Raw genomic sequence first — 23,265 nt, 5'->3', positions numbered from 1 at the left:
TCAGGGATTGATATTGGCTCGACTGTACATTATGTATGTGTACCTGAAGGAAGAGATGAACAACATATCCAAAAATTTGGGTGCTTTACAGTAGATCTACACAACTTAGCAAAGTGGTTAAAAAAGTGTCAGGTTAGAACTGTGGCCATGGAGTCAACTGGAGTATATTGGATTCCCTTATTTCAAATATTAGAATCATATAAATTTGAGGTAAAATTAGTAAATGCGTGACATGTCAAAAATGTGCCTGTAGAAAGTCTGATGTTCAAGATTGTCAATGGCTGCAACAATTGCACAGCTATGGACTGCTTCAAGGATCATTTAGACCGGATAATCAAATGTGTGTATTGCGTAGTTACGTTAGACAACGTGCTAATCTAATTGAAAATGCAGCTAAACATACTCAACGTATGCAAAAAGCGCTAATTCAAATGAATATTCAATTATACAAGGTTATTAGTGATATCAACGGTGTAACAGGTATGAAAATTATTAAAGCAATAATTGAAGGAGAAAGAGACCCCCAAAAACTAGCTGAATTTAGAAATTCAAACATGAAGAATGATAAGCCTACTATAGCAAAAGCATTAACAGGAGACTATAGAGAAGAACACTTATTTGCACTAAAACAAGAATATGCAGCATATACTTTTTCTCAAGAGCAAATAACGGAATGTGATAAAAGTATAGAGAATTACTATAAAACATTTGAGGCAAAGTCAAATGAGAACAGGATGTTGAATAAAATACGAAAGCGGAAGCAGAAGAATGGTCCAGATTTTGCTGTGGATGAAGATTTAAATCGAATAACCGGGATAGATTTTACTAAAGTCCCAGGATTTGATGTATTAAGTGTACAAACTATCATTTCGGAAACAGGTATAAACCACAATAAATGGCCAACAGAAAAACATTTTTCTTCCTGGCTTGGATTAAGCCCTGCTAATAAAATTACAGGAGAAAAAATTGTTGGAACAGGAACTCGTAAAGTTATTAACCGCGCTGCGAATGCCTTTCGGATGGCTGCCCATTGTGTGTTGAGAAGCAAAAGTGCAATAGGTGCATATAGTAGAAGGCTGAAAAAAAGGCTAGGAGCACCAAAAGCAATAACTGCAACAGCAAGGAAATTAGCATGTATCTTTTATCAAATGTTGAAATATGGACAAGAGTATGTAGAAAAAGGAATGAACTATTATGAAACACTTTACAAAGAGAGAGTAGTCAAAAATTTGCTTAAAAAAGCAAAGGAATTTGGTTATATACTAATGAAAGAGGAGCCGATAGATGAAGGAGGTTCTTAGGAGTTTATTAGAAGGTTTAATAATAGGCCCGTTGCATAACTAGAAAAAAGATAAATAATTAATAGTTAAGCTGACTTTGATTTACCAAAGATTTGAAAAACTATTATCTAAGAACATATCTTGAAAGGACTTAAGTGGTATCTGTTCAGATGCATGGCTAATGTGTAAATATTGAAGCAAAAGTAATGTCATCCCAGTGCTTGACACTGGTGCCCACAAGCAACCTCATCATAGATATTAAAAGCAACGCTTTCAATGAGACTACAAAAGGCTGGATTCCAGTGTCTGGGCACTGCCTTATTGTTGTAAATTCACTTTTACCTTATTTTGCCACACCCCTGAACGGATGTCTTGAATGGTTAATTTCATAAGTATAATAGTAGTCATATTAAATACTTCTTGAAGTAAGGAGAGTACGCTCATATATCAAGTAAACAACGTTTACCTAAAATTCTTTGACATTAGCAACTTTCTTGCCCCGTTTTCAGTAACAGTGATTTTGTAATTCTTCTATATATTAGAAAAATTTTTATTTTAATTAGCGTTAAACAATAGGCGCCTATTGGTTTTTAGCTAAAGTAAAGGTCAAGTATCTGGAATTCTGGACATAAAATCCTCCTGCGTAAAAAAGATTAGAAAAAAGTGCAGCGCACATACGACAGAAATTAAGCACACTTACATGCTCTGAAGAATACGCTTTTTGATTAAAAGTTTGACTGAAAAGTCTGCAGACAAAGATAGATTTTGAGCTCTTAAAATATCTCTAACTGTAATTATAATCAGATTTAAAATATATGGAAGCAATTTTTTACGTTAATATTTCAAATTAGACTTCTTGCATAACTATATTAAAGGTTAGCATTCCCTCATTACATATTTTATTGCATTAATAATTGTTCTGATATTATGTTTTTGCCTACCTATCACCCCTTGTGCAACGTTTAGCCTTGTCACTTATATCACTTGTTACCCTTCTATTTTTTGCTTTATTCTTTCCTTTTTTCCCTTTCAAGATAGGTTCTGAGTGGCAAAACATAGGTCCACTTTAATGTGTATTAAACAAGATTTTATAACTCTAATTGTCTTTGCTTGTGCTGTTCAACTGTGACATCAACCATTACATTCAATGGAAGATGATCTGACGGTATTTCTTCTCTTGGAACTATGTCCTCTTTACCTAGGCCTTCCATAGCATATGGTATATATTTCTTTATACTTGGTGATAAAAAGCAAAAATCTATTCTTTTTGGATTCTCATTAGTATTGCAGGTGTTATACGAATTTGCAGCAAAAGCATCAATTAAGCCTTTTTCGATACAAAGCTTATATACACTACTTTCTGGATTTGCATTAAAATCTCCACATACAATCCAATTTCCATTTTTAATATCCACGTCACTCCTTTCTAGTAGAGACTTCATTTGGTCATAGCCATCATATTCAGTTTCAGTTTTTTGCTTATCTTTTGGCACCCATTCAAGATGAATGTTAATTGTGTTGATAGAGGCACCATCATGAGTTTTGAATCTTGAGATTAACGCTACTCTTCCTTGAATTTTACCATGACATTCTTTTAGTTTTACTTCTTCAGGTGGAATACTAGAAAGTTTATCCCTTCTATAAAAAGTAGCTACCCCATCATTTTTTCCATCCTTTGCTCTTTCAAGAAAGTGAGACTCGTATCCAGCATTAGCAAGTTCTTCACGCAAGAAATCATACATTTCTCCTCCTTCCATTTCCTGAAAGAGTAGAATATCAGAATCGTGCTTTAGAATATCATTAACCAGGTACTGCTTCCTATTCTCCCATTTTAAAAAATCAGAATCTACTTTTGGAAAGAATTTTTGTTGTGCGTAAGACTTTGCTAAAATATTATAACTTAAGATTTTCATTTATACCCCTAGCGTTTTTGCATAGGTAGTCTATCAAAAATTTAGTAATGCAACAAGTTATTTTTTTCCCCTTTTAGAATTATCTTACCTTGAGGCAAAGATAATAGTTCTTTCCAGAACCAGAAACAGATTCTAACTTTTTAAAATGGGAGAATATGTTTATATAGTATCAGTTATAGCAAAGATTAGTAAAATTTTGCAACTTTTTAAGTGCAAATGCAAGACTGTACAAAAACAGTTTTGGGGAAGGTACCTTTGAGCACGCAACCTGGCAATTATAGATAAGAAGACTTTTCAGAAAAATGAACCAGTTCATGATAATTTCAAATTTTCACCCTTTATCTTATAGGTGATGATTGTTGAACTTATTCCTTTCTCGAGATTACGTACAGGCTCTAACAAATTAAATCTTACAACAAATTTGTTATTTCATAGCTTTTATATCATACTATAATTGTAACTATTTTAACAGTAGTCAGAGCTTAAATGGAAAGTAGAGCTTGGTTCATTTGGCTGATTAGTAACTTGATTGTTATATTCAGCAATATGCAAATAATCTATACCTTTATAAGTGTGAATCTTGAAAAAGAACTTGGGATTACAATTGCGCAAGTTGCACTGGCTAATTCAGTATATACTTGGACTTTTGCTATCTCACAATTTTTTAGTGGGGCAATGTTTAATGTTTTTTCCAGCAAAAAAATTTATTTTTTCTCGTTGTCGATTATGATCTTTGGGTTTTTTATCCTTATTAGTAGTGACAGTTTTGTCCATCTAATTTTATCTCAATTGTTGATTGCAATTGGAGCATCGTTTGGTTTTATTGGTGCTGCTCATATAAGTAGCACATACTTTCCCATTACCCAATTTGGACTGCTGTTCTCACTAGTGCAGACAATTTCAAGTCTTTCTGCTTTGATGATTCAAATGTTGTTCTCTAGCTTGCTTGCCGAAGGTGCAGATTGGAAGAATCTGATTGTATACGTAATATTATTTGGCGTGTCGATATTTGTACTTACGTTTTTTTATCCGAAAGCACTTTCAAAAAAAAGTTTGGAAAAATACACAATAAAAAGCTCTATAAAAACAGTAATATGCTCTGTAATAACAGTGTTAAAATTAAGAGATATCTGGATAACTTCAGTAGTGGGTGCTATTACTTTTGGAACATTTTTAGCGCTTAATATGCTGTGGGCACCAAGGTTACTAAGCAACTTGGAACTCAATACAATGGAGTCAGGTGTGGCAACTGCAATATTGTGGCTTGGTCTTGCAGTTGGTGCTCCAATTGCAGATCTAATCTCAAATCTATTTAAAAATAGAAGGCACGTAATCTCTGCTTTTGCCATATTGCAAGGTATTTCAGTTATTATTTTACTATACGGCAATTTAACAGTTCATATTATATACTTTTGTATGTTAATGTTTGGTTTTTTTGCAGGCGGACATATGCTTAATTTTACTGTTGGCAGTGAGATTGTTGAGCAGAAATATATTAGCACATCATCATCCATTATCAATGGATTTATGTTTGTTATGAGTGGAATTTTAGTGTCAATTTTAGCGCTTTTTTCAGATCATCAAATGGCGCTTTTCACAATATTTGCAATGTTAACATTTGCTAGTATTTTTAATTATGCTACAAAAGAAACATACTATAAAAATAAAGTAGCTGAATCTTGAGTCGATTGTTATATTATATTAACATACTGTAATAAATTATGACAACAAAAGACACAACAGTAACTAAGGCAACAATAGCTGAATGTATAAATCAGGAAATTGGATTATCGAAAGAAGACTCTATTGCAATAATAGATGATATATTGGATGAGATAAAAACGAGCTTAGCAAAGGATGGAATAGTAAAAATATCTTCATTTGGAACATTTTTGGTTAAAAACAAGAAAGAAAGACCAGGAAATATACCAAAGACATCGGAAAGGGTAGTAATTCAAGCGAGAAAATCAATTTCTTTTAGACCTTCAAAAATAATGAAGAAATTAATAAATAATCAATGAATAAGGAAAAATTATTTTACACAATTGGAGAAGTAGCTGAAGAACTACATTTGGAGCAGCATGTTTTAAGATTCTGGGAAAGTCAATTCCATCAAATTAAACCCATAAAACGGAAGGGAAGAAGACTATATGATCATAAGTGTATAGAGGCAATAAAGAAAATAAAATATATGCTATATGACAAAGGATATACAATAAAAGGAGTACAAAAGGAATTTGGTAACGATGTAAGAATTGATCATTATTCAAGAAATTTGTTGCAAGAACTTACCGATTTAAGAGACTATTTGACTGATAAAATAAATGAAGAAAGTAATAAATAGACGAAAAACACTATAAAGTTTTGTGAAAGTTGACATATCTAGAGATAAGTGTATGTGTCGTATAGCCTTGTTCTTTATATTATCAGCAATACTGATAAGCTGTGGCCTGCAAAAACCTGCACCTGTACTACTTAAAGGTGAAGAGTTTTATGGAAAAAGAGACCTGGAGTACACAAGGGAGTATCATTTGATTAAAGAAAATGTTGATTCTTCGCTGCAAAAAGAAAGTAGAAAAGCCTTCGTAGATAAGGTATATAATAATAATGCACAAAGCATGTGTAAATTTGTAATACCGGTTAAAGGTGCAGTTACCTCTTCTGATAAAATATGTCAAGATGGCATAAAAATTACTGCTCAAAGTGGAACAAAGGTTATTGCTTCTGCACCTGGCAAAGTAATATATGTAGGCAAAGGCCTGAGGTGGTACGGAAATTTAATTATAGTGGAACATAAAGATAATTACATGACTATGTACTCCTATTTAAAAAACATACAAGTTGAAATTGGTGATAAAGTAAAACAAGGTCAAGTAATTGGATCTGCAGGTAAATCAAGCACAAAAGATAAAGATCCGCAGATGTGTTTCACAATAAGGCATAATAGTCAAGCAGTCGATCCTTTAGTACATATAAACTGTGATTGAATTTATGAAATATGATTTTAAAAACGTTGAAAAATTCTACCAAAATAAGTGGGATTTTTCTGTAAGCAAAGATAGTAAAAAGAAGAAATGTTACGTGTTGGAAATGTTTCCATATCCATCTGGTAAGATTCATATGGGGCACCTGCGTAACTATGCAATAGGAGATGTTATAACACGTTACAAGAGAGCTCGTGGATTTGAGGTTTTGCACCCAATTGGCTGGGATGCGTTTGGATTACCAGCTGAAAATGCAGCAAGGGACAATAACATTAACCCTGCAGCATGGACAAGAGATAATATAGATAATATGCGCGCGCAGCTAAAATCTATAGGTCTTTCATACAATTGGGATCGTGAGTTCTCCACATGTGAGCCTGATTATTACAAACACGAACAGAAATTTTTTCTGGATTTTTTAAAGCATGGTCTTGCCTATCGAAAAGAGTCGTGGGTTAATTGGGATCCAGTGGACCAAACAGTGCTTGCAAATGAGCAAGTGGTTGATGGAAAAGGATGGCGATCAGGTGCAGTTGTTGAAAAACGTAAGTTATCTCAGTGGTTTTTAAAGATTACTGATTTTGCTGAAGATTTGCTTCATTGTCTGCAAAGTTTAAAAAATTGGCCAGAAAAAGTCAAAACTATGCAAGAGCGCTGGATAGGAAAATCTGAAGGGGCAACTATAGATTTTGAAATAGTTGGCCTGAATAAGAAATTAAAGATTTTTACAACTTCTCCTCATACTTTATTTGGAGCTTCTTTTCTTGCAGTAGCGGCAGAGCACCCTATTGTGCAGGATATCACGCTTCCAGATGCTCCTGAAGTTTTGTCATCCCAGTGCTCCGACACTGGGATCCAGCAAAAAGATGAATGGTCACGCACTGGAATGACAATTGATGATATAAACACAAAGGGGGAGAATGATGAAAAAATTGGAATTTACACTGGACTGAACGTCAGGCACCCATTTCTCGACAAGGAATTACCAATTTATATAGCGAATTTTGTGTTGATGGAATATGGAGAAGGTGCGATTTTTGGTTGCCCTGCACATGATCAGCGTGATTTTGAATTTGCACAGAAGTATGGTTTACCGATTATTCCTGTAGTTTGTGAAGAGAGCACAGAGATCTTAAAAGAACCGTACTTCGGTGATGGAGTGATGTTCAATTCTGAATTCTTAAACGGACTAATGATTAATGAGGCAAAAAAAGTAATCATAAAAAAACTTGAAGAAAAAGGAATAGGTAAGAAAACAATAAACTATCGTCTACACGACTGGGGAATTTCAAGGCAACGTTATTGGGGATGTCCTATACCTATTATACATTGTAAAGATTGTGAAATTGTTCCAGTTCCAGAAAAAGACCTCCCTGTTGTTCTACCAACGGATGTAGAATTTACAAGTGGTGGTAATCCCCTGGATAAGCACCCAACCTGGAAATTTGTTGATTGTCCAAAGTGCGGAAAGCAAGCAGAACGTGAAACTGATACATTTGACACTTTTTTTGAATCTTCTTGGTATTTTGCTGCATTTTGCAGTGAAAATAAATCGATTAATAAAGATACTTGTAATCGTTTTATGCCTGTTGATTATTATATAGGTGGAATAGAACATGCAATTCTACATTTGCTTTACTCAAGGTTTTTCTGCCGTGCTTTAACTAAATGTGGCTATTTTGATGTTAAAGAGCCTTTCTCTACTTTAATCACTCAAGGAATGGTCTGTCATGTAACTTATAAAGATGAGAATGGCAAATGGCTCTTTCCCGAAGAAGCAAAAGAGTTGATTGCGAAGGGTGCTAAGGTTCAAGTTGGAAAAATTGAAAAGATGAGCAAATCGAAAAAGAACACAGTTGACCCAAACTTTATCATAGAAAAATACGGTGCTGACACTGCTCGCTTGTTTGTATTGTCTGATACTCCTCCAGAAAAAGATATGGAATGGTCTGATGATGGCGTGGAAGGTTGTTTTCGCTACATAAATAAATTGTGGCGTATGGTAGTGCAACTTAGGCCCGTAAACATACACTATGATAATGAAAACATTGTAGGTAAACTCCTAGAGTACAGAAAAAAAATCCATAAACTATTGCAAGGGCTTACAGATGACTTGGAGAACTGCAGATTAAACTGTGTGGTAGCAAAGTTTCGTGAAATGACAAATTTAATAGCTGAAATAGACGTAAAAACTGGAAAATCTCTTATTGATGAAGGTATATGCATACTAATTAGAGTAATCGAACCATTCATGCCACACTTAGCTGAAAATTTATGGCAAGAAATAGGAGGCAAAGGTATGCTATATCTAAAGCCTTGGCCACAAGCTGATGAATCACTACTAATTGATAATATGGTAATTGTGGCAGTGCAGATCAATGGAAAGTTGCGTGCGACCATCAAAGTAGCAACTGGTTTATCTCAAGAAGAATTGAAGAAAATAGCAACAGATTCTGTATCTAATAAAATTGATCAAAGCAAAATTCGCACTATATATGCTGTACCAAATAAGGTAGTAAATATAGTTATATAAAAATTTTGAGTAGCATGCCCCTAATTTCATAGTTATACTTTTTTTGATATTTGGTTATATCTTTTTTAATATAAAGGATGTATACTTACGCATTATATATTTTTTTGTATGGGTAATTATATGAAAATAAAAGGATTGTGCGTTTTAGCTTTATTGCTCACTTCATCTTTAGCAGATGCAGCTAGCAACAAAGCTAGTAACAGTACAAAAGATCAGTACTACGCAGGTTTAAACTTTGGTAGTGGATGGGGTGGCGGTTTTAAAATGAAGCCTAGCATTGTTTTTGGTTATCATTATGACAAAAATTCTAAATTTGAACTTGAAGTTCTCACTGACATGAGTGATTTAACTGTGGCAGCAAAAAGGAAAGTAGGAGTTAGCTTATTAGCAAATTATCGTTATTACCCTAATCTTGATATCGATCCTGTTAAACTATACGTCAGTGCAGGTTTAGGAGGACACCTACAAGCAATGGGTCCTGCTCCCTATCCAGCTATTACTAAGACAGTAGATAAAATACTGAATGCTATTTCGTACAAATTGAAGGTTGGTGTTGATTATGAAATTGCTTCACAGATAGTTGGTACAGCTGGCATTAACGTAGGCGGGCAACTGAGTGGTTTAAAAAGAATGGCAATACCGGATATGATTCTGGAAGTAGGAGTACGTTATAGTTTTTAATGTTGGTTTAAGTTTTAATTTCCATAACGTTATATCAATGCTTAATAGTTAGTGTAATATAAAAATGTTTGACAATGCTCAAGACAATTAAATTTGCTGCTAGCATATTTGAACATTTATTTTAGTCTGTTTTAAGGAATGTTATATATGAGTAATATGAAAATGAAAAAATTGTTTGCTACATTGCTTGCTTTATCTTTAGCAAGTACAGCTAGTAGTAGTGCAAGTGAGTTAGAAGAGCGGTACGAAGATCAGTACTACGCAGGTTTAAACTTTGGTACTCAATGGGGTGAAAAATTTCAACTTAAACCTAGCGTTGTTTTCGGTTATCATCATAATAAAAGTTCTAAGTTTGAACTTGAGGTTCTTACTAACATAAGTGATATAGCTGATAAACAAAAAAGGAAAGTAGGAGCTAGCTTGTTGGCGAATTACCGTTACTATCCTGATCTTGAAATTGATCCCATTAAATTATATGCTAGTATAGGACTGGGCGGATATATCCAAGTATTGCCTTCTTTTGGCTTAGGTGGCAGTAGTACAGATGAAACTACAGGCAAAAATGTTGCAGATAACGGTGATTCAGGTAAAATTGTGAATAAAGATGATACAGAAAACAATAATAAAAGTGAAGAGGAAGAAGGGAGTCAAGAAGCTCCAGCTCTACTATCTGCTGATGAAAGCAAAGTAACGTCTGATCCATCTTTAGTAGACAAAATACTGAGTTCTATTTCCTATAAACTAAAGGTAGGTGTTGATTATGAATTTACTCCGCAGATAGTTGCTACAGTTGCTATTGCTGCAAATGGGCAATTAAGTGCCTTCAAGCCACCAGTACAAATACCAGGTGCAATCATAGAAGTAGGTATACGTTATAACTTTTAAGCTATGAACACTTTGAATCCTTCTACACAGTTGTATGCTCGGTGCTACATATGTGCTATTTGCAAAGGTATTCTGTTTATGCTAACATTAAGCTAAACCTTAAGCAATAAAATCAGAAGGATCAACTTCCCGCTGTAAGCAAGCAGCAACTACAGTGTTTATCATAAGAAATGCTATTGTCATCGGGCCAACTCCACCAGGCACTGGAGTAATAGCTTTGACTTTTTCTTTTACTCCCTCAAAGTCAACATCACCCACAAGCTTACTTTGATTTCCTATGTTAATGCTATTTATGCCAACATCAATCACTATTGCACCTTTTTTTATCCAATCTGGTTGAACAAAATTTGGCTTTCCAACTGCTGCAACTACTATATCCGCCTTAGAGCAATAATCAGCTAAATCCCTACTTTGTGAATGCAAGATGGTAACAGTGCAATTTTCTTGCAACAATAGGTGAAACATTGGCTTACCCACAATATTTGATCTGCCAATGATTATCGCATTTTTACCGGACAGATTATTTTCAACTGACTTAATTAAATGCAAAGAACCTTTGGGAGTACAAGGTATCAGACAATTTTTTTCACCTTTAACTAACCTGCCAACATTCTCATCATGAAAGCCATCTACATCCTTTTCAACACCTACTGTATTAATTATTCTGCTTGCACTGATGTGCTTTGGTAAAGGTAACTGAACTAAAATTCCATGCACAGATGAATCTTCATTTAATGTATTAACTTTTTCAATCAATTCATCTTCTGAGATACTATCAGGCAAAACAATAGTTTCAGAACTTATGCCGATTGATTCTGCTTTTCTTTGTTTATTACGAACGTAGACCTGACTTGCTGGATTGCTACCCACAAGAATTACTTTAAGACAAGGAAAAACATTATACTCTTTCTTTAAAATATCAATTTTTTTTGATAGCTCCTCACAGAGATCATTTGCTATTTTTTTACCGTTAATAATAATTGACATTTCCTTGCCACTCCTTGAAGTCAGGTAATGCGATATCAAATAAATTCAATACTTTACCAACAGCATGATTTACAATATCATCCAAAGATTTTGGTTTAATATAAAAAGCAGGCATCGGCGGAGCAATAATTGCTCCCATCTCCGTTAGTTTTAACATATTTTGCAAATGCCCAAGATGCAGCGGTGACTCTCGCACCATAAGAACTAATTTTCTTCTTTCTTTTAGCGTTACATCTGCAGCCCTTGTTAATAGATTGGAAGTTACCCCTGATGCTATTTCGGACATTGTTTTCATAGAACATGGAGCAATGACCATACCTGAGGTTTTAAATGAGCCGCTTGCTATTTTTTCTCCTATTTTTTCTTCAGAATAGTAAAAATCTGCAAGCGATATAATATCTTCAAGTTTTTCTTTAATCTCATGAGCTATAGTTATTTTTCCAGCACTGCTGATCACTAAATGAGTTTCATGATTGGTATTTTTTAGTGCCTCTAGAATCCGTACACCGTAAATAGAACCAGACGCTCCACTTATTCCAATCACAATTTTATTATTCACTTAGCTCTTCTTCGCAACTCATTCCCAATGCACGTTTATAGGTATCAAGTAATATTTCCTGTTCTTCTCTGTCATCATCATCCATCTTTCTTAGCCTAATTATTTGTTTCATCACTTTTATATCCCAACCTTCATCTGCAGCTTTTGTATATACATCACGAATGTGATCTTGCACATCCCTCTTTTCTTGTTCAAGTTTTTCGATTCTCTCTATATAGCTCTTCAAATCTTTAGCCGTTATTTTTACTGTATCTTCCATAGAACCTAACTAATTAATTACTACTATAGTATTATCAGTTTTTACTTGTACTTCAATCACAGTAATAATATTTTTATCTTTTTTTAAAATCTTAAAATGAAAACCATATATATAAAATTCTTCACCCTCATCAGGAATGCGCTCTATCTCATTTACAATCATACCTGCTAGAGTTGTAGCTTCATCATCAGGTAGATTCCAATGTAACTGTCTGTTAATGTCTCTAATAGTAGATTTTCCTTCTATGTGATACACGCTATCAGATATTTTTTTTATAAAATTTTCTGTAATCAAATCATGTTCATCCGAAATTTCTCCAACTATTTCTTCTAGTATATCCTCAAGAGTTACAATTCCCTGCAACGCTCCATACTCATCAATAACAAATGCAAGGTGTTTCCTGTTTTTACGGAAGTTGTGAAGTTGTACACGAAGCGGCGTACTTTCTGGTATAAACCAAGGCTTTGACATAACTTGGGCAATCTCTATTTTATTATCCTTTTCACGCAAGGCGTTTATCAGATTTTTCACGTGAACCACTCCAACAATATTATCTGGTTCTTTTTGCCATAAAGGTACTCTACTATGGCTGCTGGTTAAAATCTCTCTTATTAATTCTTCTTTGTTTCGATCTATATCAAGAGAAAATAAGTTTCTCCTGTGGGTCATAATTTGTGATATTTCTGTTTCAGCCAAGTCGAGTATACTACTTAGCATATCTAAATCCTGTTGTAACATAGTTCCTTCACTGCGATGAAGAGTAATCATATTACGCATTGCATCTGCTGCAGATATTACCTCCCTATTCTTATGAAGCCCACATAACTTCAGAATAAGATTGACAATAAACTGAATACCTAATGTCAATGGAGAAAGAATCTTGACAAAAAACAGCATAAAATAAGCAGAAAGTAATGTAAATTTTTCAGGGTTTTGCATGGCGTAAGTTTTTGGTAACACTTCGCAAAACAGCAAAATACAAAACGTCATCATAGCTGTTGAGAAAAAGATGCCTTCACTTTCAAAGAAATTTATAAATATTGCTGTAAATAAAGCAGAACAAGTAATGTTAATAATTGTGTTGCACAGTAATATTGTTCCTATTGTTAATTCTTTCTTACCTAACAAAAGCTCTATTATCTTGGCTTTTTTGTTACCTTCTAGCTTTAGTTTATTAACTCGGGATCGGCTAATTGAGGTTAACCCTATTTCTGCTCCTGAGAACAAAAACGATAAAATCAATAAAAAGAAAATTGCTGACAATACTGAAATCAATAACCAATTCATTAGAGTATGATGTTATTGCGATATAAAAACAGAGTTGATTTTATATGTTGTAAGAAGCATTTGCAAGTCTATATATCTTTAATATTAAAAAACAAACCATGAAATATACTACACACTGCATTCACATGCATGTTCTCAACAATAAGTGGAGGAGTTATTCTTATTACCCTATTATTTAAAATTTTAGTCACTATTAAGCCTTCGTCAAGAGATTGTCTAACAATTTTATCAGCCAAAGGTACTCTAAGCTCTATCCCTATCAATAAACCCTCTCCACGAACTTCTGAAACGATCTTCGGAAATTCTTCAGTCAAAAGCAACAACTTTTCTTTTAGATATTTACTGACCTTCTTAACATGGTCAAAAAAGCCTTCCTTTAGCATTACATCGAGTACTGCATTACCAACAGTCATAGCAAGTGGATTACCTCCATAAGTTGACCCATGAGTTCCTGGAGTGATTGCTTCTGCTATATAATCTTTTACTAAACATGCAGCCAGAGGAAATCCATTACCCATAGCCTTCGCACAAGTGAGCATATCAGGTTCAACTCCTATATTTTGATAGTAAAATAGAGAGCCAATCCGTCCATATCCGCATTGCACTTCATCAAAGCATAAAATTATTCCTTGAGCTTTTGTTATCTCTCTTACTTTTTTAAGATACTCTACGTCCAATGGATGTACTCCGCCTTCACTTTGTATGGGCTCTAAAAATATGGCAGCTGTTTCGCTATTGATTTTCTTTTCTAATGCTTCAATGTTATTTCTTGGAACTTTATCAAAACCAGAAAGGAGTGGAGCAAAACCTTCGCGTGATTTTTCATTTCCCCCAGCTGAAATTGCAGCAATACTGCGGCCATGAAAACCTCCTTCAATTGCAATGATGTGACTGCGCTTTTCTTGTCCATTTAAGTAGAAATAGCGGCGAATAAATTTAATTGCAGCTTCTGTTGCTTCAAGTCCACTTGAGCAGAAAAAAACTTTATCGGCAAAGGTAAGTTCTGTTAAACGCTGAGCAAGCCTTTCCTGCTGGGGAATAGTAAAAATATTAGAGCAGTGCCATAATGAATCCAGTTGCTCCTTCAGTTTATCTGTAATGTATGGATGACAATGCCCTAGAGAAGTTGTAGAAATTCCTGCAGCAAAGTCTAAATATTTTTTACCATCCTTATCGAAGAGATATACTCCTTCTCCTCTAACTATAGAAGCTTCAGATCTATTATAAGCATTAACAACGTGATCCACTTTAAATATTATCTATACTGTGCATGAAAAAGCTTTCCCTTAATATTGCTTCAACTAAAAATTGGGCTAATATTATACAGTTCAACATAAAATTCAGAAATTTAATATGTAAAAAAGTAAAACTACACCAATTCACATTCAGCAAAAAAGAAAGCTATTTCTCTATGAGCATTCTCTAGACTATCAGAACCATGAACTCTATTTTCACTAATATCATTAGCAAAATCACCCCTAATTGTACCTTTATCTGCCTGTTTTGGATCTGTAGCACCCATGATTTGTCTGTATTTACTGACTGCATTTTCACCAATTAAAACTTGAACTATCACAGACCCAGAAGTCATAAATTCCACCAACTCTTCAAAAAAAGGCCTATCCTTATGAATTTCATAAAACAGCTTTGCTTGTTTTTTTGTCAGCAGCATCTTTCTCTGTGCTATAATTTTTAGTCCAGATTTTTCAATGTAAGAATTTATACTGCCTGTAATATTATTTTTTACTGCATCAGGTTTTAATATCGAAAGTGTTCTCTCAATTGCCATATCATTTCCTTATATTAAGATCGTATATTTACTTTATTGTGAATTTTTGTTCCATCAAAGAGATTTTTTATTTATAGTCAAGAATAAAACATCAAGGGGTAGTTTATGGTTTACTGTCATAAGAAACTAGTGAATAATCTTAAATCATCAATTTTCTGCGGAACAAAAGGTTTTTTAACCTTTAATTTGGCATTTTTAAGTTATTTAGAGTATAGCTTACACAATAATACAAAATTAAAAGAAGGTGCCGCTTTTGCGATGAAAAGGAACGTTGTTCCATTTGGTGAAATGATTGCCATACCGCTGTTTTTTTGCTTTGTATTACCAGCTATGGTAGGCAACATAAGCCTTATCGAGTGCGCACTTATATGTGCTGCACTGATGGTTGCAACATGTTTTGTTGTAAGAACCTTTCACTTGCGTGAAAAGTTATTGAAAAAAATGACTAATAATGAAAATTATACCAAGAAACAAATAGAGCAGGAATTTAAGAAAGACATTATAAAATTTCCTATCTTTGATAAAAACAGACAGCATATTGAGTATAATTCTCCTAATCCAGGACAACTAATGAATGAAAGTCCTCCCTCTCTCTTTGTTAGGGTTTTACTTTTTCCCCTTACGATTTTTCTGAAGGCTCTACAAAGCTGCATAATGATATCTTTGGCTGCTGTTGAACTTTTTGAAGCAGTGCCAAGTTTTTGTGTTGATGTGGTTTTTGATAGAAACTTTGTATCTACACAGAGTAACGTGAAGAGATCTGGCCATCTATTGTATGCTAGTGTGAGAAATTTAGTGCCTGTAACTAAACTTGATGAGTGTGTAGCTGATTTTATAGGCAAACCTGAAGCAAGGTGTTGTCAGTGAAGAAGGCAGTAATCTTATTTAACCTAGGCGGGCCTGATTCACTGAGTGCAGTTCATCTTTTTTTATTTAATCTCTTTTATGATAGAAGAATAGTCAATCTACCCAATCCTTTCCGCTTTCTTTTAGCAAAGTTTATCTCCAAAAGGCGAGAAAATACTGCACAAGAAATATACGAGCACATTGGAGGTAAGTCTCCAATTTTGGAGAATACACAAGCACAAGCTGATGCACTTGAATGCAAGCTTAATGAACCTATTTTGTGTCATCCCAGTGCTCAGACACTGGGATCTAGAAAAAAACACTGGATTCCAGCGTCAAGCGCTGGAATGACATCAAAAGTATTCATCTGCATGCGTTATTGGCATCCATTTGCTGATGAAGTTGTTAAAAGCGTAAAGCAATTCGACCCTGACAAAATCATTCTGTTACCACTATATCCGCAATATTCAACCACCACAACTCTATCATCCATCGAGAATTGGCAAAAAAATGCCAAAAAATATAGCCTAGAATGTAACACAACAATAATCAATAATTATTATGACAATGAAGACTTTATTGAAGCTCACACCAATCTGACAGCTAAGTACTACAAGTTAGCTAGCAAAATCGGTAAGCCAAGAGTACTGTTTTCAGCTCATAGCTTGCCTCTTAGTATAATTAAAAAAGGCGACCCTTACGCTTCACAGATAGAAAAAACAGTAAAATTAATAGTAAAAAAATTGAATATTGAAGATCTTGATTGGGGAATATGTTATCAGAGTAAAGTTGGCCCAGTAAAATGGTTGGAGCCTAGCACTGAAAGTGAATTGTCACGCGCAAAAGCCGATGATATACCCGTAGTTTTATCACCTATATCTTTTGTGTCTGAACATTCTGAAACACTGGTTGAACTTGACATAGAGTATAAAGCAATTATCAAAGACGGATATTACTTTCGCGTACCAACTCTCAGTACTGATCTTTTATTTATCAAATGCTTGGCAGATTTATGTTTAGATCACTCTCAAAGTCCTGATTTATAGCACTTTATCTTTTAAGATTTTTATGGTATAATATTAAAAAGTTATTATTTTATTAGCTATTTATGCTAGAAGGAAAATTAAACATATTTGCACAAGGGGTACACAGTGCTTACGAAAATAAGCCCAGAAAGATCTATTGTATTGGAGTGGGTTTAGTAGTCTTACTATGTAAGATTTCACTACAATTTTGCTGTGATTTTATTGATAATAACAGATCCAATATTTGCATTGTATCAGATATTGCCAAGTTAATGAAATTACCAACATCAACATTACTTGTCCTGCATTCTGGACTTAAGTTAGCCGGATATAAATCTCAGGATGATAAAAATGAATCTAAAAAACCAATGCAGGTTGTAGGTAGTTTAGCCTTCTTGGCAAATTGTACAATAGGAATATTGATGCAGACAAAAATCATTCATTTCCTAGCTGGGAACAATAAAGATATAATAAGTTATATTAGCTTAACATCAGCAGTTCTGTTTCTATTTTCAGAATTTATAAGCTGTTATTATACATGGAAGAAGTATCTGGATAATAAGAATCCTGAAAAATCTGCTGAATGTAGAAAAGATGTTATTTTCAGCACGATAACCTTGTCATTAGGCTTATTAAGCTTTACATTAAAGAGAATGGAAATTGCAACTATACCGATAGACTTGGGTGGTGGTATAATATATAATTTTAACTTAACTGTTACGGTCAGTTTGATACTAAGTATAGTATATCTAGTATCAAACATCGATAAGTTTGTCACTCAACCTAATAATGGTACTGATCCTTCTACTGGACTTGATGACGCTCGCCATATTCAGCATAATGGCAGCATTGTAGAAATTAATGATTAGAGATGAAAAGATCTAATTTCTATTGACAATGCTAGCACTGCTAATTTGCTAACAATGTTCCAAAGTGGCAGGGTTTTATTTTCTTTGCTGATATCGTAAAATTCACAGTCAGTGGAATTCAAGCTAGAATATATATCTTTTTTGCTATTACATCGATATAAGTAGCACGTAGGTGTATTTCCTATGTAATATATTAGCGGTTCTGCAGGACTGCGCTTAAATACATCGATAGTTGGTACACCTTCTTGTATAATAACACTACTTACTTCTATACCTTCCTTTACCTTTTTCATTTTACTGCGCTTTTTTTTGTTGAGGTTCAACACTTCTTCACCACTTGTCACTGTTATGATACCCATTCCGTATGTGCCATTGCTTGCTTTGATAAAAACGTAAGGTTGTGTTTTTATTTTATATTCCTGATATTTACTTTGTATTAGAGACAATACTTGATCAACTTTAACCGCTATTGCTTTTAGTGATGAATCATCATTAAAATCTACTTCATTGCAATTTTCTGTAAGTGCAGAAATGAGCCATGAGTCTATTTTAAACCCGCTACAAAATTCGGACGCTAATTTTTGATAAATTTCAAAATACTTAAATTTCTGTCTACTGTGCCAACCATACAGTGGGCTCGGTATTATCTCTTGTTTTACATTTTTGAGAATATCTGGAATGTAGCTTGTCATATCTCTATTCAGTATAATAACATCGGGTACAAATCCTGAAGTTGTCTTTAACAAAGAATTTTCTTTTACAATAGTCTCATATAATTCTATTAAATTATGTGCTTCACTGTGAAAGAGACCTGTTTTAGTTTCGAAACCTGCAAGTTGAAGCACCTTTTCTATGGCAAATACATTTTCTATATACATTTTATTTCGTGTGTAATTTTCCGGTATTATAAGGGCTTTCTTATATTGTTTTGTTTTTTCGAAGTAGCTTTTTATCAATTTTGCTGCTGTTACTCTCGATACCTCGCTCAGATTGTTGAAACCTGCAGGAAATAAATTAGCGTCTACTGGAGCAATTTTGCAGCCTGAATTCCTAAGATCTATGGAGCTATAAAATGGTAATGTAAAACCATTAAATTTTGTTTTGAACCAATTATTTATATCTTTTTCCAGATTTGGATGAATTATGTTTTGCATCTACACTTTAAATGTTATAAGAAAAGTACTATATTATAAGTTATAATCTTAATATAATATAACGAATTAAAATAACAAAAAAATGATTCATCATGACAGCAGTAAAATGTATGGTACTACTATACTGTCAATTAGAAGAGACAAAAATGTAGTAGTAATAGGTGATGGGCAAGTCTCGCTAGGCCATACCGTTATAAAATCTGGAGCAAAAAAAGTCAGGCGTCTTTCTGGTGATTCCGTAATTGCTGGTTTTGCTGGAGCAACAGCTGATGCATTTACTCTCTTCGAAAGGCTAGAATCTAAACTTGATAAACACCCAGGACAATTAATGAGGGCATGTGTTGAACTTGCAAAAGACTGGAGAATGGATAAATATCTAAGAAAATTAGAAGCTATGATGATTGTGGCAGATAAATCCATTTCGTTAGTCATCACAGGAACGGGTGATGTCCTTGAACCTGAAGATGGCATTGCAGCCATTGGCTCTGGAGGAAATTTTGCTTTATCTGCAGCAAAGGCTTTGATTGACATCAAAGGGATATCAATAGAGGAGATTGCAAAAAAGGCTATGAAGATAGCTGCTGATATATGTGTTTATACAAACCATAATCTAATTATTGAAAAAATAAAGGAGTAGTATGTCAAGAACTTTGTGTACCAATTCTTCTGGTCAACCTGTAGTAGGTCAATCTGACAATAATGATGACTGCAATAAAAAAAATGGCCTCTATGAAAATGAAGGTACAGAAAGTAGCAGCATCCAAAGCTTACAAGCTTTATTAGATGATCTACCACCACAGAAGATAGTTAAAGAGTTGGATAGATTTATAATCGGGCAGAATGATGCAAAGCGCGCTGTTGCTATTGCACTCAGAAATCGTTGGCGTCGAAATAAAGTCCCACTTCCACTACGTGAAGAGATTATACCTAAGAATATACTCATGATAGGCCATACGGGAGTTGGTAAAACTGAAATAGCTCGCCGTTTAGCAAAGCTTGCTGGTGCACCTTTTATAAAAGTTGAAGCAACGAAATTTACTGAAATAGGATATGTTGGACGTGATGTTGACTCGATAATACGTGATTTAGTTGACGCAGCAATAGTTTTAGTTAAGGAAAAAGCACGTAAAGCCTTAACTAAAAAAGCTTTAGGTTTGGCTGAAAAGATAATAGTCAACTCCATGGTTGGTGAAGATGCAACCGAGGAAAGCAAAAAAGTTTTCAGAGAAAGACTGAGAAATAAGGAATTTGAAGATAGAGAAGTTTCTATTAACGTCAGGGAGAGCAAGGGTATGTTACCCACTTTTGATATACCTGGCATGCCAGGTGGGCAAATTGGTGTGATGAACGTAACAGAAATTGTGGGCAAGATGTTTAATGGGAGCAAAAAAACAAAAACTATTACAGTTAAAGTGAAAGAAGCACGTGAAATATTGATTAATGAAGAAAGCGAAAGGTTAATGGATGAAGATAAGATAATCAAAGAAGCGATTGATCTTGTTAGCAATGAAGGCATAGTGTTTTTAGATGAAATAGATAAAATTGCAGCACGTACAGAAATAAAAGGTGAAGTCAACAGAGAAGGAGTGCAGCGCGATCTGTTACCATTACTTGAGGGAACAACTGTTTCAACTAAGTATGGCCCCGTAAAAACAGACTATATATTATTTATTGCATCTGGTGCTTTTCATTTATCTAAGCCATCCGATCTCTTACCAGAATTACAGGGTAGATTGCCAATTAGAGTGGAACTTAAGGCGCTTACTCAAGAGGATCTAATAAAAATATTAAAGGAACCAGAATCTAGTTTGTTAAAACAGTATATAGCGTTAATGAAAACGGAAAATGTAACACTTGAGTTTACTGATGATGGTATAGAGACTATAGCTGAAATAGCATTTACAGTTAATAGAGAAGTGGAAAATATAGGTGCAAGAAGACTTCATACTGTCATGGAGAAGCTTTTGGATGAAATAAGTTTTATCGCTTCTGAAAAAAATAGTGAAAAATTTGTTATAGATAGCAAATATGTAAGAGATAAACTAGAGTCAATTTCAAAGCAGCTTGATTTATCTAAATTTATACTTTAGAGGAAGCTACTTTAAGTAATATAGAGCATTCAAGAGATTTTATTTTTTCTTACTCTATAGCTATATTCCCGTATCTGTTCAGCAGAGTAGCAAAATGAGGTAGATGAGAAAAGACAACTATAGGAATAAATGGTGTTATGAAAGTAGATGATACTAAAGAGGCTACTTGAATTGACAAACTAGAAAGAAATGGGTGTCATGCCAGTGCCCAGACACTGGCATCCAGTTAAATTTACGGAGTATAATGGGTTACAGTGTCAACTACTTGAATGACAACGTTTTGTATACATGATCAGAATTCCTAGATCCCAGTGTCAAGCACTGGGATGACAAGAAAGAAAGCATTGGTTTCAGCATTAGCCGTGCATCTGAACGGATACATATTCTTTAAGCTATTTTTCAATAGTAGAATTCAAGCTTAAATCAATTATTGCAATATCAAAATCTATGTCTTTTGTTAATACATCAGTTAAAAGGTCAGGTGGAGAAAGAACTGTTCTTTTATTACCAGCTCTCATTCCCACAACTCCAAGTTCTATAGCAAGTGGTGTTTTTTTGTCACCAACCTTAAACTGCACTATTTGATCTTTGATTATATACTCACCATTATGTCTCTTTATGCTATATTGAACTGATATCTCATCGCCACATTTTACTCGTTTTCCAGTTTTGTTAATTAAGTCATTAAAAATGATCAGGTTATTTACTGAATCGGGATATTTATCTTTTACTTCAATCAGTTTGATGTAATAAGAGTTAAAACTCATTTTGTTGTCATCAGCAGCAATAGTAACTACACGCTCTCCACCTTCTTTCATACCTATTACCCCTAAACTCACTTCTTTTAAGTAATCCTGACCTATTTTCAAATTGACATCAGTCGGAAGTAGCGTTGCTAGGTTGTTGGAGACTTTGTACATTTGTAGCAGAACTTCTTGGCCACAGAAAACTTTACTGCCACTGCCTTCAGTAATTTCATAAAAGTTTATCATCTCTTCTTCTTTTTGCTGTGTTACTTCTTCTAAATATTCTGCTAACCCATGCTTTTCAATATAACGATCAAGAGCTGATTCAAGTATCGGCCTGACCAAATAACTTGCTATCATCTGTGTCAAACCACCATGTGTAGCATTTATTTCGTAAAGCTTTTCCCTTTTCTCTGGTTTATCTTTGTTTATATAAACAATCGTAATTATAAAAGCAGAAGCTAAAGTGAGAATCATTACTACAGAGATAAACATTTGTAATATAATTTTTCTAACCATCTTTTTTTACTTGATTCAATAAATCATATAAGTCATTAGTATTCCCTGAAAGCGTACTTAAATTATCTGAGGCCTGTTTAAAGAGACTATCTATATAGTTTTCCATTTCATTTTTACCAAGCACGGACATTAAATTGTTTGTTTTATCTTGCTCATAATCTTCGATATCATCCTTGGCTTGAAAAATAAGCCCTAGATTTATTCCATAGTTATATAATGCTCTCCGCTGCCTGTCTGTAGCGCCTCCTATTATAGCCCCTATTTCACATGAAGCTGCAAATAGTTTTGCAGTTTTCATCAAATGAATTTCCTTTATTTTGTCAAAATCTGCATCTATATCTAAAATCTGCCCTCCCACCATTCCCTTCATTCCTATTGCGTGAGAGAGCACTTTTATGATCTCACAATTTAACAAAGATAATACCTCAAAAGCCAGGGTAAGTAATGCATCTCCGGCCAGTACTGCTGTTGCTTCACCAAATTTTTTGTGGCAGCTTGGCTGGCCTCTACGGGTGTCACTGTTATCCATGCATGGTAGATCATCGTGAATTAGGGAGTAAGCATGAATAAACTCAATTGCCGCTGCTGCTGTTATTGCTTTTTCAACCTTTATGTTGAATATCGACGAAGATGCTATAACTAAAAAAGAACGTATATGTTTTGCAGGAGCAAGAAGCACATAACGCATAGCTGATATAAGTTTATTCTCGCTATTTTCAGGTAAGAGCTTATTCACTTCTACAACAAGCAAATTTTTTGTTGTTTCGTCTAGCATATCTCATCTAAAACCCTTATAATAACCACAAAACCTATTGCAAACATCAAAATTTCTTATAACATCAAAGGTATAGATTATTTT

At 34.1% G+C, this 23,265-nt stretch carries 22 protein-coding genes and 1 pseudogene; 13 read left to right on the top strand and 10 right to left on the bottom strand.

Features of this window, described 5'->3' with window-relative positions:
• A pseudogene (locus LEM02_RS04390) lies at window positions 1-1,301 on the top strand (IS110 family RNA-guided transposase); the annotation flags it as partial.
• 1,067 nt (window positions 1,302-2,368) lie between these two features.
• Here LEM02_RS04390 and LEM02_RS04385 read toward each other — a convergent pair.
• Window positions 2,369-3,193, bottom strand: coding sequence for an endonuclease/exonuclease/phosphatase family protein (locus LEM02_RS04385; protein WP_226080029.1), 825 nt, complete (start codon window positions 3,191-3,193; stop codon window positions 2,369-2,371).
• A 486-nt stretch (window positions 3,194-3,679) separates the two neighbouring features.
• Here LEM02_RS04385 and LEM02_RS04380 point away from each other — a divergent pair, with 486 nt between their 5' ends.
• From LEM02_RS04380 to LEM02_RS04350, 7 genes are all read left to right on the top strand, one after another.
• Window positions 3,680-4,876, top strand: coding sequence for an MFS transporter (locus LEM02_RS04380; RefSeq protein ID WP_226080027.1), 1,197 nt, complete (start codon window positions 3,680-3,682; stop codon window positions 4,874-4,876).
• 38 nt (window positions 4,877-4,914) lie between these two features.
• The gene (locus LEM02_RS04375; protein WP_226080025.1) at window positions 4,915-5,214 is read left to right on the top strand and encodes an integration host factor subunit alpha; all 300 of its coding nucleotides are present in this window, start codon (window positions 4,915-4,917) and stop codon (window positions 5,212-5,214) included.
• Complete coding sequence (locus LEM02_RS04370) at window positions 5,211-5,537, top strand: MerR family transcriptional regulator (protein WP_010402982.1); 327 nt, start codon at window positions 5,211-5,213, stop codon at window positions 5,535-5,537. Before LEM02_RS04375 ends, LEM02_RS04370 begins: the two co-directional genes overlap by 4 nt.
• Window positions 5,538-5,589: 52 nt before the next feature.
• Window positions 5,590-6,180 (top strand): murein hydrolase activator EnvC family protein, encoded by a 591-nt coding sequence (locus LEM02_RS04365; RefSeq protein WP_226080023.1) that lies wholly within the window; start codon window positions 5,590-5,592, stop codon window positions 6,178-6,180.
• Between the two features lie 4 nt (window positions 6,181-6,184).
• On the top strand, window positions 6,185-8,710 hold the full coding sequence (gene leuS, locus LEM02_RS04360) for a leucine--tRNA ligase (RefSeq protein ID WP_226080020.1): 2,526 nt from the start codon (window positions 6,185-6,187) through the stop codon (window positions 8,708-8,710).
• 120 nt (window positions 8,711-8,830) lie between these two features.
• On the top strand, window positions 8,831-9,391 hold the full coding sequence (locus tag LEM02_RS04355) for an outer membrane beta-barrel protein (RefSeq protein WP_226080018.1): 561 nt from the start codon (window positions 8,831-8,833) through the stop codon (window positions 9,389-9,391).
• 156 nt (window positions 9,392-9,547) lie between these two features.
• Window positions 9,548-10,276: a hypothetical protein gene (locus LEM02_RS04350; RefSeq protein WP_226080036.1), complete on the top strand. Its 729-nt coding sequence runs from the start codon at window positions 9,548-9,550 to the stop codon at window positions 10,274-10,276.
• Window positions 10,277-10,375: 99 nt separating this feature from the next.
• Here LEM02_RS04350 and folD read toward each other — a convergent pair whose 3' ends face one another.
• The 6 genes from folD to ndk all read right to left on the bottom strand — a co-directional run bounded on the left by folD (window position 10,376) and on the right by ndk (window position 15,157).
• Window positions 10,376-11,263 (bottom strand): bifunctional methylenetetrahydrofolate dehydrogenase/methenyltetrahydrofolate cyclohydrolase FolD, encoded by an 888-nt coding sequence (folD, locus tag LEM02_RS04345; RefSeq protein WP_226080016.1) that lies wholly within the window; start codon window positions 11,261-11,263, stop codon window positions 10,376-10,378.
• Entirely contained in the window at window positions 11,247-11,822 is a 576-nt protein-coding gene (locus tag LEM02_RS04340) for a UbiX family flavin prenyltransferase (RefSeq protein ID WP_226080014.1), read from the bottom strand. The genes folD and LEM02_RS04340 overlap by 17 nt, the downstream gene beginning before the upstream one ends.
• A complete protein-coding gene (locus LEM02_RS04335; RefSeq protein WP_226080012.1) occupies window positions 11,815-12,081 on the bottom strand; it encodes a DUF2312 domain-containing protein in 267 nt (88 codons plus the stop codon). Before LEM02_RS04335 ends, LEM02_RS04340 begins: the two co-directional genes overlap by 8 nt.
• A 9-nt stretch (window positions 12,082-12,090) precedes the next feature.
• Entirely contained in the window at window positions 12,091-13,368 is a 1,278-nt protein-coding gene (locus LEM02_RS04330; RefSeq protein WP_226080010.1) for an HlyC/CorC family transporter, read from the bottom strand.
• 68 nt (window positions 13,369-13,436) lie between these two features.
• Complete coding sequence (locus tag LEM02_RS04325; RefSeq protein WP_226080009.1) at window positions 13,437-14,615, bottom strand: aspartate aminotransferase family protein; 1,179 nt, start codon at window positions 14,613-14,615, stop codon at window positions 13,437-13,439.
• A gap of 122 nt (window positions 14,616-14,737) precedes the next feature.
• Window positions 14,738-15,157 (bottom strand): nucleoside-diphosphate kinase, encoded by a 420-nt coding sequence (gene ndk / locus LEM02_RS04320; RefSeq protein WP_226080008.1) that lies wholly within the window; start codon window positions 15,155-15,157, stop codon window positions 14,738-14,740.
• A gap of 105 nt (window positions 15,158-15,262) precedes the next feature.
• Here ndk and LEM02_RS04315 point away from each other — a divergent pair, with 105 nt between their 5' ends.
• The 3 genes from LEM02_RS04315 (at window position 15,263) to LEM02_RS04305 (ending at window position 17,897) form a co-directional block, all read left to right on the top strand.
• The gene (locus LEM02_RS04315; protein ID WP_226080007.1) at window positions 15,263-16,024 is read left to right on the top strand and encodes a hypothetical protein; all 762 of its coding nucleotides are present in this window, start codon (window positions 15,263-15,265) and stop codon (window positions 16,022-16,024) included.
• The gene (gene hemH, locus LEM02_RS04310) at window positions 16,021-17,049 is read left to right on the top strand and encodes a ferrochelatase (RefSeq protein ID WP_226080006.1); all 1,029 of its coding nucleotides are present in this window, start codon (window positions 16,021-16,023) and stop codon (window positions 17,047-17,049) included. The genes LEM02_RS04315 and hemH overlap by 4 nt, the downstream gene beginning before the upstream one ends.
• Before the next feature lie 62 nt (window positions 17,050-17,111).
• Window positions 17,112-17,897 carry a hypothetical protein gene (locus tag LEM02_RS04305; RefSeq protein ID WP_226080005.1) on the top strand — a complete coding sequence of 262 codons (786 nt, stop codon included), beginning with the start codon at window positions 17,112-17,114 and terminating at the stop codon, window positions 17,895-17,897.
• Here the strand turns inward: LEM02_RS04305 and gshA are convergent.
• Entirely contained in the window at window positions 17,894-19,051 is a 1,158-nt protein-coding gene (gene gshA, locus LEM02_RS04300; protein WP_226080003.1) for a glutamate--cysteine ligase, read from the bottom strand. The genes LEM02_RS04305 and gshA overlap by 4 nt on opposite strands.
• Window positions 19,052-19,133: 82 nt before the next feature.
• Here gshA and hslV point away from each other — a divergent pair, with 82 nt between their 5' ends.
• Both hslV and hslU read left to right on the top strand, forming a co-directional pair.
• Window positions 19,134-19,688 (top strand): ATP-dependent protease subunit HslV, encoded by a 555-nt coding sequence (hslV, locus tag LEM02_RS04295; protein WP_226080001.1) that lies wholly within the window; start codon window positions 19,134-19,136, stop codon window positions 19,686-19,688.
• A 1-nt stretch (window position 19,689) separates the two neighbouring features.
• Complete coding sequence (gene hslU, locus LEM02_RS04290; protein WP_226079999.1) at window positions 19,690-21,141, top strand: ATP-dependent protease ATPase subunit HslU; 1,452 nt, start codon at window positions 19,690-19,692, stop codon at window positions 21,139-21,141.
• 392 nt (window positions 21,142-21,533) lie between these two features.
• Here hslU and LEM02_RS04285 read toward each other — a convergent pair whose 3' ends face one another.
• On the bottom strand, window positions 21,534-22,406 hold the full coding sequence (locus tag LEM02_RS04285) for an FKBP-type peptidyl-prolyl cis-trans isomerase (protein WP_226079998.1): 873 nt from the start codon (window positions 22,404-22,406) through the stop codon (window positions 21,534-21,536).
• A complete protein-coding gene (locus LEM02_RS04280) occupies window positions 22,399-23,181 on the bottom strand; it encodes a polyprenyl synthetase family protein (RefSeq protein ID WP_226079997.1) in 783 nt (260 codons plus the stop codon). The genes LEM02_RS04285 and LEM02_RS04280 overlap by 8 nt, the downstream gene beginning before the upstream one ends.
• Between the last annotated feature and the right edge of the window lie 84 nt (window positions 23,182-23,265).

The organism is Wolbachia endosymbiont of Tribolium confusum, assembly GCF_020405475.1.
Lineage (GTDB): Bacteria > Pseudomonadota > Alphaproteobacteria > Rickettsiales > Anaplasmataceae > Wolbachia.
The sequence above is the reverse complement of the archived record's forward strand: the minus strand, read 5'-3'. Positions and strand labels throughout refer to the sequence as shown.